The following is a 13,587-nucleotide window of genomic DNA, read 5'->3' as shown; positions in this document are numbered from 1 at the left end:
TTTAGTATTACGGCCAGCCCTCACCTCAGCCACCTGCACGCCAAGCCGGGCCGCAAAGCCCGCAAACAGGGGTCTTAAGTGCTCCGGGCTCTCTCGTAAAAATTCATCTCTCGCTTCCCGGCTTCGAGGCAATAGTGTTTATTGTTAATCCACATAGTATTTTTTGATTGAATACGTCTGTTCGCCTCAAGTAAGCTGCAACCCATCAATCGGAGACAACCCATGTTGCATCACGCCACCACAGACATTTGTAAGACCGCACGCGATGAGCGTATGGCTGAAGCTGTGTGCGCGAACAACTTGCACTCCACAGCACGATTTTATTTTGGGTATTGGTTTAGCCACTGGCGCGCCTGATACCCACACGGCGCCCACTACTTAGGGGTCGCCTACCAGAGAATTCTCACCCCCGGTCGGCTTCCCGACCGGGGGTTTTGTTTTTTTGGCCCCTGACACTTTATTGAATTGAGGATTTACCCCATGAACTACGCCACTTATTACCGCTTCGACCTTTGCACTGCATGGCGATTTATCAGCCGCCGTTCGGGACAGCCTGCCGCCTCCGAACGGACCCACATTGGTGGCACGCAAGCACTCATAGCCAGTCTGGCCAATTGTCGAACACCCCAGTAGGGCTGAGCGCGCGGGATAACCCGCCGCCTGCCCAGGAAGCACACACCATGAACGCATCCGTATCCGCTCTGCCAGCTGTACACACTGCCACTACCCACGTTTCGACTCGTCGCCTGCCCAGCGCAGTGCAACTCAAACAGCAACTGCCTCTGAGCAACAAGCTTAGTGAGCAGGTCAGCAGCCAGCGCCAGGCCATTCGCGCCATCCTCAACGGTGAAGACTCCCGTTTACTCGTAGTTGTCGGCCCGTGCTCTATCCACGACCCCATTGCCGCGCTCGAATACGCCAGCAATCTCGCAGCCTTGGCCCACGATGTTCGCGACGACATGTTGCTGGTCATGCGCGCTTACATCGAAAAACCGCGCACCACTGTGGGATGGAAAGGTCTGGCCTACGACCCGCACCTGGATGGCAGCGACGACATGGCTCACGGCCTGACCCTGTCGCGGGAGCTCATGATCGAAATGCTGCGCATGGGCCTTCCGGTCGCCACCGAACTCTTGCAGCCCATTGCCGCAGGCTACTTCGACGACCTGCTGGGCTGGGTAGCCATTGGCGCCCGCACCACCGAATCTCAAATCCATCGCGAAATGGCCAGCGGCCTGGCTCTTCCGGTCGGCTTCAAAAACGGCACTGACGGCGGTGTGGCAATTGCCTGCGACGCCATGCGTTCTGCTGCACACAGTCATCGTCACTTCGGTGTCGATAGCCAGGGCCATCCGGCGATCGTCGAGACCCGCGGCAACCCCGATACTCACTTGGTATTGCGGGGGGGCCACAGTGGCCCGAACTACGACCGCGGCAGCGTCGCCAAAGCTCGCGCCGGGCTGGAAAAAAGCGCTGTCCCGACCCGCATGATGGTCGACTGCAGCCACGCCAACAGCGGCAAAGACCCGTTACGCCAGCCTGATGTGTTCAATGATGTCCTCGCGCAGCGCCTGGCAGGCGATCAGTCCCTGATTGGCATGATGCTAGAAAGCCATCTGTTCGAAGGTTGCCAGCCCCTGGGTGCAAACATGCGTTACGGCGTTTCCGTGACCGATGGTTGCCTGGGCTGGGATGCAACCGAACAACTGCTTCGCAACGCCGCCCAACAACTGCAAATACAACGCCGTGCTGCGCGGGTCATCGCCTGACAATCGAGCGCTGTAAACAGCCGCGCAACCTGGGAATCTGCCCACGGTTGCGCGAAGTCGATATCGGCTAAGGTGTTTTTATGATTCAAAACACCCAGCGAGATTGAACATGGATGACTCTGCACGCACCAAATACCCAATTTTACTGGTGCACGGCCTTTTTGGATTCGACCGGATTGGCTTTCACCACTACTTCAACGGCATCAGGGAAGCGCTCAGCTCTCGTGGTGCGAACGTCTTCGTTCCGTTTATTTCCGCCACCCATTCAAATGAAGCGCGAGGCGATCAACTGCTCAAGCAGATATACAACTTGCGCAAACAGACCGGAACACAGCGGTTCAACCTGATTGGCCACAGCCAAGGCGCCCTGACCGCACGTTATGTGGCCGCCATTGCTCCCGATATCATCGCATCCGTAACCTCCGTCAGCGGGCCCAACCATGGCTCCGAACTGGCCGATCGCCTGCGCCAGGCATTTATCCCGGGAAGACTGGGCGAAACCGTCGCGGCGGGCCTGACCACGGCATTCAGCTCATTCCTGTCCACCCTGAGCGGCCATCCGCAACTGCCCCAACATGCACTGAACGCACTCAATGCCCTGACCACCGAAGGTGTTGCCAGGTTTAATCTTGAATACCCACATGGCCTACCTGAGACCTGGGGCGGGATGGGTCCCGAGCAGGTAAACGACGTTTTCTATTACTCCTGGAGCGGCATTATCAAAGGCTCGAGAGTGTCGGGACCGCTGAACCTGCTTGACCCTCTGCACAACGCGTGTCGTGTGTTCAGCACATTTTTTACCCGTGAGACAACCGAAAATGACGGAATGGTCGGACGATTCAGCTCCCATCTGGGCCATGTGATCAGATCGGACTACCCCCTGGATCACCTAGACACCATCAACCAGCTGGCCCGTATGAGCAAAAAAAACGTCAACCCGGTCGAGCTCTATGTCGAGCACGCCAAGCATTTGAAAAACAAAGGCTTATAAAAGCCGCCCGATGCAAGCCGGCTAAATACTGATCCGCCAGTCAGCAAAAACACAAAACCGCACTTTTGCCGAGAAAAACCACACTGAATCCGGTAGGCTCGGCACTTTCTTGAAAGGAGTACTCCCTCATGGCCAAAGCCACTGCCCGTCACATCCTTGTTGCCACCGAAGACAAGTGCAACGAACTGAAAGCCCAAATTGAAGGCGGCGCTGATTTCGCCGAAGTTGCCAAAGCCAACTCTTCTTGCCCGTCCAGCCGTCAGGGCGGCGACCTGGGTTCTTTCGGTCCAGGCCAGATGGTTAAAGAATTCGACACCGTCGTCTTCAGCGCGCCAATCAACGTGGTTCAGGGCCCGGTTAAAACCCAGTTCGGCTACCACCTGCTGGAAGTCACCAGCCGCCAGGACTAATTCTCCCCGCGCTGCGTGAAAACGGCCCACCTCTTGGTGGGCCGTTTCGTATCCGCAACTGCAAACCACGTGCTACGTTTCCTCATTCACGAACCCGACGAACTGAGGAAATGATCATGAGCCTTAAGGGTAAAACTGCATTGGTTACCGGCTCCACCAGTGGTATCGGCCTCGGCATTGCACTGAGCCTGGCCAAAGCTGGCGCCGACTTGATACTCAACGGCTTTGGCGATGCCAGCAAAGTCATTGCTGAAATCGAACAGCTGGGCGTCAAAGTCGGCCATCATCCGGCGGATGTCAGTGACCCGGCTCAGATCGCCGACATGATCAGTTATGCCGATCGCGAGTTTGGCGGCATCGATATTCTAGTCAACAACGCTGGCATCCAGCATGTGGCCAGCGTCGAGGAGTTCCCGGTGGAACGCTGGGATTCAATCATCGCGATCAACCTGTCCAGCGTGTTCCACAGTACCCGCCTGGCCTTACCCGGCATGCGCAAGCGTGGCTGGGGACGCATTGTCAATATCGCTTCGGTTCATGGCCTGGTGGGCTCGGTCGGCAAAGCCGCCTATGTCGCCGCCAAACATGGCGTGATCGGCCTGACCAAAGTCGTTGGCCTCGAAACCGCCACCAGCAACATCACTTGCAACGCCATCTGCCCGGGCTGGGTGCTGACGCCACTGGTGCAAAAACAGATTGATCAGCGCATCAGTCAGGGCATTGATCCCTATCAGGCGCAGCACGATCTGCTGGCCGAGAAACAACCCTCCCTGGAATTCGTGACCCCGCCCCAACTGGGGGAACTGGTGCTGTTTTTATGCAGCGAGGCAGGCAGCCAGGTACGCGGCGCGGCCTGGAATGTGGACGGCGGTTGGCTGGCGCAATAAGTTCGCACATTGCTGCACGGCAGACATGCAAAAATGCACACCAACCCTGCACTTATCAGGGTTGTAATGGGCAAATTTGCACTGTTAGCATCGGTGATCGTTCGCCCGTGAACACCGACTAAAAATAATATAAAGCAGGGAGTTAGTGATGGCTGCTCAGGTTTCCTCCTCACCGACACCGGAAATCGCTCCAATTGACGACACTATTCTGGCCGAGGTCCGTAACCACATTGGTCACCTGACCCTCAACCGCCCCAGCGGTCTGAATGCCATCAATCTGGAGATGGTTCGCAGCCTCCAGCAACATCTAGATGCCTGGGCCGCAGATCCCCGGGTAAAAGCCATCGTTCTGCGTGGCGCTGGCGAAAAAGCCTTTTGCGCTGGCGGTGATATCCGCTCGTTATACGACAGCTACAAAAACAACGACACCCTGCACACGGTGTTCTTCGAAGAGGAATACGCCCTCGACCTCACCCTGCACCACTACCCCAAACCCGTGATTGCCTTGATGGACGGTTTTGTCCTCGGCGGCGGCATGGGGCTGGTGCAAGGCGCAGACCTGCGTCTGGTCACCGAGCGCAGCAAGCTGGCGATGCCGGAAGTTGGCATAGGTTATTTCCCTGACGTGGGGGGCAGCTACTTTCTGAGCCGCACACCTGGCCAGCTTGGTACTTATCTGGGAGTCAGCGGCGTGCAAATCCGCGCCAGCGACGCGCTGTATTGCGGGCTGGCTGACGGCTATCTGGAGAGCAGCAAACTGCCTGAACTGGATAGAAGCCTCGATACCCTCGAATGGCGAGGCACCCCCATTGATGATCTGACAGCACTGATCGGAACGTTCGCGGTGACCGTGTTGCCCGAGCCGCCGCTGGCCAGTCTTCGCCCCCTGATAGACAGCGTTTTTGCCCAGGCCGATACACCGCGAATCGTTGCTCATCTGCGCGCCGTTACAGCGCCTGAAACCCGTGACTGGGCCAACGAAACCGCTGACCTGCTGCAAACCCGCTCGCCCCTGGCAATGGCCGTCACCCTTGAAATGCTGCGCCGTGGCCGTGAGCTGCCCCTAGAGCAATGTTTCGCCCTGGAGCTGCACCTGGACCGTCAATGGTTTGATCGCGGGGACCTGATGGAAGGCGTCCGCGCACTGATTATCGACAAGGACAAAACCCCGCACTGGAACCCACCCACCCTGGACGCACTGGATCCCGCGCATGTTGCCAGTTTTTTCACCACATTCGACGCGAAGGGAGCCTGAGTCATGCAAGACATCGAACTGAGCGAAGAACAAGTCATGATCCGCGACATGGCCCGCGACTTTGCCCGCCGCGAAATCGCCCCCCATGCCCAGGCCTGGGAAAAAGCCGGCTGGATCGACGACGCACTGGTAGCCAAGCTCGGCGAACTGGGCCTGCTGGGCATGGTAGTCCCGGAAGAATGGGGCGGCACCTACGTCGATTACGTTGCCTACGCCCTGGCCGTGGAAGAAATTTCGGCCGGTGATGGCGCTACCGGTGCACTGATGAGTATTCATAACTCGGTCGGCTGCGGGCCGATCCTCAAATACGGCAGCGAGGCGCAAAAGCAAACCTGGCTGGCGGAGCTTGCCAGCGGCCAGACCATCGCCTGCTTCTGCCTGACCGAGCCACAAGCGGGCTCTGAAGCCCATAACCTGCGCACACGGGCTGAGTTGCGCGACGGCCAGTGGGTGATCAACGGCGCCAAACAATTTGTCAGCAATGGCAAGCGCGCCAAGCTGGCCATCGTGTTTGCCGTTACCGACCCGAACCTTGGCAAAAAAGGCATTTCGGCGTTTTTGGTGCCTACCTCTACTCCCGGTTTTACCGTCGACCGTACCGAACATAAAATGGGCATTCGCGCCTCGGATACCTGCGCCGTTACCCTGAACAACTGCACCGTGCCTGAGGCCAACATGCTCGGCGAACGTGGCAAGGGGCTGGCCATCGCACTGTCCAACCTCGAAGGCGGACGCATCGGGATTGGCGCTCAAGCACTGGGTATCGCCCGCGCGGCCTTCGAAGCAGCGCTGGGCTATGCCCGTGACCGGGTGCAATTTGACAAGGCAATCATCGAACACCAAAGCATTGCCAACATGCTGGCTGACATGCAAACCCGAATCAATGCTGCGCGACTGCTGATCCTGCATGCGGCGCGCCTGCGCAGCGCGGGCAAGCCCTGCCTGTCAGAAGCCTCGCAAGCCAAGCTGTTTGCTTCGGAGATGGCCGAGTACGTCTGCTCCAAAGCCATCCAGATTCATGGTGGCTATGGCTACCTTGAAGACTACCCGGTGGAACGTTACTACCGCGATGCTCGCATCACCCAGATCTATGAAGGCTCAAGCGAGATTCAACGGATGGTGATTGCACGGGAACTGAAGAATTATCTGATCTAGACACCTGCAGGCAGGCTCCCACCAAAAAAACAGAACGCCTGTGGGAGCGGGCTTGCTCGCGAAGGCAGCGACCCGGCATGACTGACATACCCGGTTGCCTTAATCGCGAGCAAGCCCGCTCCCACATCCACAGTCAGTGACTTTTAGCGGTTCTCGAACTCGGCAGCGCGCTTTTCGACAAACGCCGCCATCCCTTCTTTCTGGTCATGTGTCGCAAACATGGCGTGGAATACCCGTCGCTCGAAACGCACACCTTCAGACAGGCTGATCTCGAATACCCGATTCATGTATTCATCGCACCCTATTTAAGTGCGCAACTTCTTGCGCACTTAAATAGGGGAATGTTTATGGCGTTATTGCTAGAGCCCACAAAGTTAAGTACCAGAGCAAAAGTTCCCCATTCATTGTGGACGCCCTGCTCCAGAGCCCATTAGAATTACGCGCTTAAAATATGTTCTACCTCTTATTAGCCTGCAGGAAAGTGCGCAACTTGTTGCGCACTTTATTGACAGGCTCAATAAAACCGTCGATTCAAAAGCAATCCTGACACCCGTATCTGTCTGATAAATATATGAATTCAACGAATATTAACTCGTCATTGAGCACTTCAACGATTAAAAGTCCGTATACCGATTCCCGTGATCTGTTCCAACAACTTCAGTGATATCCAATCCGATGTGTTCTTGCGTCCATTCCTGCCTGACCCGCACTCACTTCAATGCACGCAAACTGCCCTCGTTTACGACCCTGAACACCGAACGGACATATCTCCAGCTCACCAACTAGGAACCCTGTGCATGAGCGCTCAAAAACTGGCCATGATTGATAACGCAGCGCAGGCCGAACGCGCCGCCAAGGCGCAGCCTCACGTCGACGTCAAAAGCCCCCTGACGCCATGCCCGGCTCACCAGCCTGAAGTGTTCGTGGTGCCCGTGCGGTACGCCTTGGCGCAAGAACAAGCCACTCATCCCTGTTGCTCCCCCGGCGTGACCACCCAAAGCCACCCCATGGCCGCGCGACGTCTGCGGGTCGGCTTTTTGTACCTGTGGCAGGAAAAAGGCCCGCTCCAGCGTTATGCCGTGTCGCCCACTGGCAGGCTCCAGCCACAAGCGCTGGAGGCCGAGGCTACCCACGTACCCGACGGCACGTTGACGGGGCTGGCGTTGCAAAAGCACCACGACGCCTGGATGCTTTACACCGAATTCCCACTCGACCCGCAACACTGCGCCTTGCTCAGCAATAACCCCGCCAAACGCAGTGCGCACATGCGCCATGTAGCCTTGCGCACCGTGGCCAACGAGCTGCAAGCCGACCATTGCCCGCCCCTGGAAAACGCCACCGAGGTGATGGCTGAACTCATCCCCGACACGTACGCCCAATCGATGAAGGCCGATCAAAAAGCCGGAGGCGATGACACCCGGGCGTTGGGTGAAACGGTGATGAATGCCCCCTCCAAGGCCAACATCAAGGCTTACACCGATGCCATGTACCGCGCCCGGGAACGCGAAAAAATCATCGCCCAACACCCCGACGCCCCTGACCAGGCACCCGGCGAGTGGAGTGCCGAGCCGTGGGACGGCCAGGGCACCCAGACCTGGCTGGAGGCCGCCACGGCTGAGGCCAGGGCGCTGTACTCGGTATTCGTGTGCCTGGACGACGACCTGGGGGTGCTGCGCGACATCAACCATGAGCAGGAACGGGTTGAATCGAGCCACGAACAGTGGGTGGGCGACAACAACCTGCGCTTGAACATCGGCGGCTTTATTCGCAGCCTGATCATCGAAGATGGCGCTGAGGTGGCCGCGATTTTGAACCACCACTACAAGGGCCGAGGCATCAACCTCACGCCCGAACAGGGCAACATCATGCTCGATGTCCAGCGCCAGCTGGACCAAGAGCCCGAGGCTAAACTCCACAACGGCCTCTATGGCGGCCGTCCGAGCCTTGGAGAAGCCAGCGCCCGTGATGCTCGAGTCCAGCAAATCGTTGCCCCTGTACGAGCCTTTATTGCGCCCGACCTATACACCGAAGTGGACGATTTCGTGCGTGCCTACCACGCCGAAAAAAAGTCCAACCTCGACAACGACCACTTCAGCGCCAAGGTCAGCGAGTACATTGACGTGCCGGCCATGAACACCTGGCTCGACACCACCGCACCGGCCCATTACCAACACGTCGAACAGCGCCACAACGCCTTGTTTGCCGACCGAGGCCAATACCTCACACGCTCCCACAGCGGCACCTGGTTCGTCGATTACTACGACGTTGAAAGCCGCCAGTGGCTCACCGAACTGGCCACCGGCTGCCTGAGCGCCCAATGCACCCGGGCCATGGGTGCAGAGCAATATGCCGACTACGTGCGCGCCCCCGACGAAGGCGCGCTCAAACACCTGTTCCACGCCTGGACGCCCTCGATCGATGCGGGCATTGTCAGCACCGGTCGCTTGGGGGAAATACTGGCTGCCCTGGGCTCAGAAAACCGCGAGGCAACCCGTCAGCTGTTTGCGCCCCTGAGCGCCGTGATTGCCAACGATATCGCAGCCATGGCCCGCCACGCCCAGGAGCCCTGGAGCGTACTGGTCAACCGGTTGGCAGCGTCGCTGCTGATCCTCAAGGGCGACACAACCTTGAGCAGCGCCTGGGTGGGTATCTTCGTCGCTGCACGCCTGGGCAGCGATGCGCGCTTGCAGGCCGTGACCCACGCGGGCAGGCAGATATGGACCCTGCTGGGGGAAAAAGCCGAGGGCCTCAACCACTGGGTCAAAACCACGGGGCAAGCCATCGGCGCCGGGCGCATGGAACGCGTTTTCAATGCCCCTGTGGTCAGCAACAGTGGAGGCGTCGTGCCATTAGCGGCGTTGCTGCTCAACACGCTCAATGCGCACAACTACCTGAGCCAGGCCGGAGCGCTGGAAGGGATGGATGATCAGCGGGTTTATGACACGGTGTCGGCTTCGTTGTATGCCTCGGCGGCGTTGGTGGCGGTGGTTGATAATCAGGTGAGAAAGGGGTTGGGGAGGGATCGGTTCATGATTCGTGCATCAGCAGCGCCGACTCTTACATTGTTTGGGGGGGTGATTGGGGGGTTGTCATTTGTTGCGGCGGGTGCTGAGTTCAAATCGCTGCAAAAACAGATTGAAAGTGCCCAAACACATATAGATCCATGGTTAGAGATGCGCCAAACGGTGGTGGGAGGGCAAGTCATCGCTTATGGGGCACAGGCATTGCTAGGCTTCGGCCAGACCATGCGAGCACTGGCAGGCTTCATAGAAGTTGAAGTCGCCATCATGCGTTACACGCTATATATGGGGCCATTGAACTGGATTATTGCTGCGCTGGGCGTGTTGTACCTGATCTCCTGGTTCTTTCAGCAGACGCCGGTACAAAGCTTCTTAAACTCCTGCTGTTGGTCTAAAGGACGGGCCAGAAACTTAGATCCGATTTCCGCCAACGCTCAGCAAAACGAGCTCCATGCGCTTTACGGCATCCTGTATACACCCCGCGTCAGCATGAAAAGCAGCTCTGTGACAGGCAGTTCCAATGGTCCATCTGGACTGTCCTTCGTAAGTTCCATCAATGCCCTGACCATCGACTTACCGGGAGCTGAACCGGGTACTGCCTACCTTGAACTGAGCATGATGGGCGACCCCGTTGACTCTCAAGCCTACCGTTACCTGATCAAAAACAGCCCTCACAATAACTACAAACCCCCTCGTCCATGGCGTGACATGGCACCTCATTGGCTGTCCAGTAGCGCGTGCCAATGGATACCGTTCCAGGAAGGCCAAGGCTTGCGCCTGAGTGGCCCTTTCAAAACCCTGTCGAACGTAATAAGCACGTCGCCAGCCACTGTCTCGCTTCGTTTGTGCTATCGCACACCCTTGATTGCCATGCTGGGCACTCACAGTTTTGTCGGTGGCGAACGGGGCGTTGCTTTTACCCTCACCAACAACGACGGGGTGATAGCCCTGCGTAACGACCCGACACCCGAGCTGGATCGAGTGCCAGCCTACGCCCTCGGCAAGGGCCATCCCGGCGCCATTTACCTGCAACCCAAGGACAAGCCATGAGTACGCCACCGGCTGGAACCACCAAAAAACGGATTTTTTCGCGTGATGATTATTTGGCGCCATTGCCTGTTCCGACAGGAGAAATACCGGAAGATGTCCTCAACACCATTTGGCGCAAGAGCGATGTATTTATTGATATTGGGAATTACAGCATCGGTTCGGCAGTGATGACAATTTGGCCAACTTTAGTGCTTTTTTTATCACTGGCATTTGGATTTAGAAATCTTTCCCCTGATCTCAGTACTTTTATTCTGGTCGGAGCTGCATTCATCATTGGTATCCCGGCAATTTTTATAATCACATGCCTCTTCCGCGAAGTCCCCTTACCCGTACGCTTCAATCGTCAACGCCGAGAAGTCTGTGTACCGATGAAAGACGGCGACTATTGGATTGTGCCCTGGGAAAGGGTCACCGCAGCCGCCACTCAACACTCATCGACAAGCCAAGCAGGCAAAAATACGATGGGTTTATTGATCGTGGGTTTCGAAAACCCGGACTCCTTGGCCAAGGAAGATAACAAACACTTTTATTTCGCCTTCAATTGCGGCGGCGGCACCACGGCGATGGCGCTTTGGGAGTGCATGCGCAGTTATATGGAAATTGGGCCTGATGCTGTTGAAGATCAAACAGCACGCTTCGATAGATCCAAAGGTATATGGGCGACCTATTGGGACGATCTCCTAAAGGGTGCGAAGTTGAGAGGCTGGCCAGTAACAATCTTGTGGGAAGGCTTTTGCGGGATATTCATCTTCAACACACTACTGATTGACGTGCTTGAACGCTGGAAACTAAACCCGCCCCCCGACATCATCCACCCCGACATCATCGAATGGTCAAAACCCCTCCCGCCAGAACAATGGGCCAAACGCTCCCCGGAACTTGAACACGCCATCGCCAAACGCGAAGCCGAACTCGCCGCGCCGGCGGTGCAAGAAACAGCATGAACCAGCAAAGCCCAACTCAACGCGGCATAGGTTGGCGACAGAATCGCAGTGGCGCACACACCCGAACGCAGCCTCGCAGAGCTCGTCAGCGGCTACAAAAACCGGTAAACACCAACGCCAAATAAACACCCTCTAGTCGCCTCACTGTGCGCATAGGCATGACCAGACAGGTGTTTAATCTCTCCCGTTAGCGGTGTTTAAAGTCGGCCTCGCGCTTTTCGACAAACGCCGCCATCCCTTCTTTCTGGTCGTGTGTCGCAAACATGGCGTGGAATACCCGTCGCTCGAAACGCACACCTTCAGACAGGCTGATCTCGAATGCACGATTCACGCATTCCTTGGTCAGCATCAGCACCGGCAAGGATTTCCTGGCAATCAGCGCTGCCACTTTCAACGCCTCGTCGAGCAACTCGTCCACCGGCACCACACGGGAAACCAGCCCTGAGCGCTCGGCTTCTTCGGCCCCAATCAAGCGTCCACTCAAGCACATTTCCATCGCCTTGGCCTTGCCCACTGCGCGGGTCAGTCGCTGTGTGCCGCCCATTCCAGGCAACACGCCCAGGTTGATTTCCGGCTGGCCGAATTTGGCGTTGTCACCGGCCAGAATGAAATCGCACATCATCGCCAGCTCACAACCGCCGCCCAAAGCAAAGCCCGCTACCGCCGCAATTATCGGCTTGCGCCGGGTCGCCACGCGATCACTGTCCGAAAACAGGTCATCAAGATAGATTTGCGGATAGCTCAGGTCGGCCATTTCCTTGATGTCCGCACCAGCGGCAAAGGCTTTTTTCGAACCGGTAATGACGATACAGCCAATCTCGTTATCGGCTTCCAGTGTGTCCAGCGCTTGGTTCACCTCACGGACCAACTGTGCATTCAAGGCATTGAGCGCCTGGGGCCGGTTCAGCGTAATCAGGCCAACATGCCCATGAATGTCTAACAGAATGGTTTCGTAGCTCATCATTAATGCCCTCGATTCAAAGATTGCGCGAAATGACCATGCGCTGAATGTCACTGGTGCCTTCATAGATCTGGCACACCCGCACATCGCGGTAGATCCGTTCCAGCGGGAAGTCGCTCAAGTAGCCATAACCGCCCAGGGTTTGCAACGCCTTGGAGCACACACGCTCGGCCATTTCCGAAGCAAACAGCTTGGCCTGCGAAGCCTCGACCAACGCCGATTGCCCGCTGTCACGCAAGGCTGCGGCGTAACGAACCATCTGCCGGGCAACCGCGATTTCAGTCGACATATCGGCCAGGCGAAACGCCACCGCCTGATGCTCAACCAATGGCTGGCCAAAGGTCACGCGCTCACGGGCATAGTCCCGTGCAGCTTCGAAGGCCGCGCGGGCCATGCCCACTGCTTGCGAAGCGATGCCAATGCGCCCGCCTTCCAGGTTGCCGAGGGCAATTTTGTAGCCCTGACCTTCTTCACCCAGACGATTGGCCACCGGCACCTTGAGGTCGGTGAACAGGATCTGGCAGGTGTCTGAAGCATGCTGCCCCAGCTTGTCCTCGACCCGGGCCACGCTGTAACCCGGTGAGTCCGTGGGCACGATAAAGGCGGTAATACCGCGCTTGCCCGCCGCCGGATCCGTCACCGCAAACACAATCACTACCCCGGCGTTTTGCCCCGACGTGATGAATTGCTTGCAGCCATTGAGCACATAGAAATCGCCTTCCCGGCGGGCACGGGTTTTCAGGTCACTCGCGTCGGAGCCCGCCTGGGGCTCGGTCAGGGCAAACGCCCCAAGCATCGCACCACTGGCCAACGGGACCAGAAACTCTTGTTTTTGATCCTCGGTGCCGTACTTGAGAATCGGCACACAACCCACCGAGTTGTGCACGCTCATGATCGTGGAGCACGACCCGTCGCCTGCGGCAATTTCTTCAAGGGCCATCGCGTAGGCCTGGTAGCCCGTGTCGCAACCGCCCCACTCCTCAGGCACTAGCATGCCGAAGAAGCCCAGCTGCGCCATCTCGTCGATGGCCTCGCGGGGGAAGCGGTGCTGCTTGTCCCATTCAGCGGCAAAGGGCTTCAAACGCTCCTGGGCAAACTGTTGGGCGGCTTCGCGAATTTGTAAGTGTTCGGAGGTAGGCAGCATA

At 57.5% G+C, this 13,587-nt stretch carries 10 protein-coding genes and 1 pseudogene; 8 read left to right on the top strand and 3 right to left on the bottom strand.

The window, feature by feature from the left end; all coding sequences use genetic code 11:
* Positions 1-680: 680 nt before the first annotated feature.
* The 6 genes from TU76_RS13440 to TU76_RS13415 all read left to right on the top strand — a co-directional run bounded on the left by TU76_RS13440 (position 681) and on the right by TU76_RS13415 (position 6,467).
* Positions 681-1,769: a 3-deoxy-7-phosphoheptulonate synthase gene (locus TU76_RS13440; RefSeq protein WP_048351828.1), complete on the top strand. Its 1,089-nt coding sequence runs from the start codon at positions 681-683 to the stop codon at positions 1,767-1,769.
* Between the two features lie 109 nt (positions 1,770-1,878).
* Positions 1,879-2,760, top strand: a complete 882-nt coding sequence (locus TU76_RS13435) for a lipase family alpha/beta hydrolase (RefSeq protein WP_048351827.1) — start codon at positions 1,879-1,881, stop codon at positions 2,758-2,760.
* 128 nt (positions 2,761-2,888) lie between these two features.
* On the top strand, positions 2,889-3,170 hold the full coding sequence (locus tag TU76_RS13430) for a peptidylprolyl isomerase (RefSeq protein WP_016781241.1): 282 nt from the start codon (positions 2,889-2,891) through the stop codon (positions 3,168-3,170).
* 116 nt (positions 3,171-3,286) lie between these two features.
* On the top strand, positions 3,287-4,057 hold the full coding sequence (locus TU76_RS13425; protein ID WP_019826338.1) for a 3-hydroxybutyrate dehydrogenase: 771 nt from the start codon (positions 3,287-3,289) through the stop codon (positions 4,055-4,057).
* 148 nt (positions 4,058-4,205) lie between these two features.
* Positions 4,206-5,312: an enoyl-CoA hydratase/isomerase family protein gene (locus TU76_RS13420; protein ID WP_048351826.1), complete on the top strand. Its 1,107-nt coding sequence runs from the start codon at positions 4,206-4,208 to the stop codon at positions 5,310-5,312.
* A gap of 3 nt (positions 5,313-5,315) precedes the next feature.
* Positions 5,316-6,467: an acyl-CoA dehydrogenase family protein gene (locus tag TU76_RS13415; RefSeq protein WP_046809839.1), complete on the top strand. Its 1,152-nt coding sequence runs from the start codon at positions 5,316-5,318 to the stop codon at positions 6,465-6,467.
* Between the two features lie 143 nt (positions 6,468-6,610).
* Here TU76_RS13415 and TU76_RS24790 read toward each other — a convergent pair.
* Positions 6,611-6,760: pseudogene (locus TU76_RS24790) on the bottom strand (enoyl-CoA hydratase-related protein); the annotation flags it as partial.
* A gap of 504 nt (positions 6,761-7,264) precedes the next feature.
* Here TU76_RS24790 and TU76_RS13410 point away from each other — a divergent pair.
* Together TU76_RS13410 and TU76_RS13405 are read left to right on the top strand one after the other, a co-directional pair.
* Positions 7,265-10,537 carry a toxin VasX gene (locus tag TU76_RS13410; protein ID WP_048654695.1) on the top strand — a complete coding sequence of 1,091 codons (3,273 nt, stop codon included), beginning with the start codon at positions 7,265-7,267 and terminating at the stop codon, positions 10,535-10,537.
* On the top strand, positions 10,534-11,481 hold the full coding sequence (locus TU76_RS13405) for a hypothetical protein (protein WP_048351825.1): 948 nt from the start codon (positions 10,534-10,536) through the stop codon (positions 11,479-11,481). The genes TU76_RS13410 and TU76_RS13405 overlap by 4 nt, the downstream gene beginning before the upstream one ends.
* Before the next feature lie 187 nt (positions 11,482-11,668).
* On the opposite strand, the gene TU76_RS13400 is transcribed toward TU76_RS13405, so the two are convergent.
* Together TU76_RS13400 and TU76_RS13395 are read right to left on the bottom strand one after the other, a co-directional pair.
* Positions 11,669-12,442: an enoyl-CoA hydratase gene (locus tag TU76_RS13400; RefSeq protein ID WP_037032635.1), complete on the bottom strand. Its 774-nt coding sequence runs from the start codon at positions 12,440-12,442 to the stop codon at positions 11,669-11,671.
* 16 nt (positions 12,443-12,458) lie between these two features.
* The gene (locus TU76_RS13395; protein WP_048351824.1) at positions 12,459-13,586 is read right to left on the bottom strand and encodes an acyl-CoA dehydrogenase; all 1,128 of its coding nucleotides are present in this window, start codon (positions 13,584-13,586) and stop codon (positions 12,459-12,461) included.
* Position 13,587 lies beyond the last annotated feature (1 nt).

Source organism: Pseudomonas psychrophila (genome assembly GCF_001043005.1).
Lineage (GTDB): Bacteria > Pseudomonadota > Gammaproteobacteria > Pseudomonadales > Pseudomonadaceae > Aquipseudomonas > Aquipseudomonas psychrophila.
This window is presented reverse-complemented; position numbering and strand designations above follow the sequence as displayed.

Coding starts and splice junctions, on each gene's coding strand:
- TU76_RS13395 (WP_048351824.1), bottom strand. CDS start 13,586: ATGCTGCCTACCTCCGAACACTTACAAATTCGCGAAGCCGCCCAACAG.
- TU76_RS13440 (WP_048351828.1), top strand. CDS start 681: ATGAACGCATCCGTATCCGCTCTGCCAGCTGTACACACTGCCACTACC.
- TU76_RS13410 (WP_048654695.1), top strand. CDS start 7,265: ATGAGCGCTCAAAAACTGGCCATGATTGATAACGCAGCGCAGGCCGAA.
- TU76_RS13430 (WP_016781241.1), top strand. CDS start 2,889: ATGGCCAAAGCCACTGCCCGTCACATCCTTGTTGCCACCGAAGACAAG.
- TU76_RS13405 (WP_048351825.1), top strand. CDS start 10,534: ATGAGTACGCCACCGGCTGGAACCACCAAAAAACGGATTTTTTCGCGT.
- TU76_RS13425 (WP_019826338.1), top strand. CDS start 3,287: ATGAGCCTTAAGGGTAAAACTGCATTGGTTACCGGCTCCACCAGTGGT.
- TU76_RS13415 (WP_046809839.1), top strand. CDS start 5,316: ATGCAAGACATCGAACTGAGCGAAGAACAAGTCATGATCCGCGACATG.
- TU76_RS13435 (WP_048351827.1), top strand. CDS start 1,879: ATGGATGACTCTGCACGCACCAAATACCCAATTTTACTGGTGCACGGC.
- TU76_RS13420 (WP_048351826.1), top strand. CDS start 4,206: ATGGCTGCTCAGGTTTCCTCCTCACCGACACCGGAAATCGCTCCAATT.
- TU76_RS13400 (WP_037032635.1), bottom strand. CDS start 12,442: ATGAGCTACGAAACCATTCTGTTAGACATTCATGGGCATGTTGGCCTG.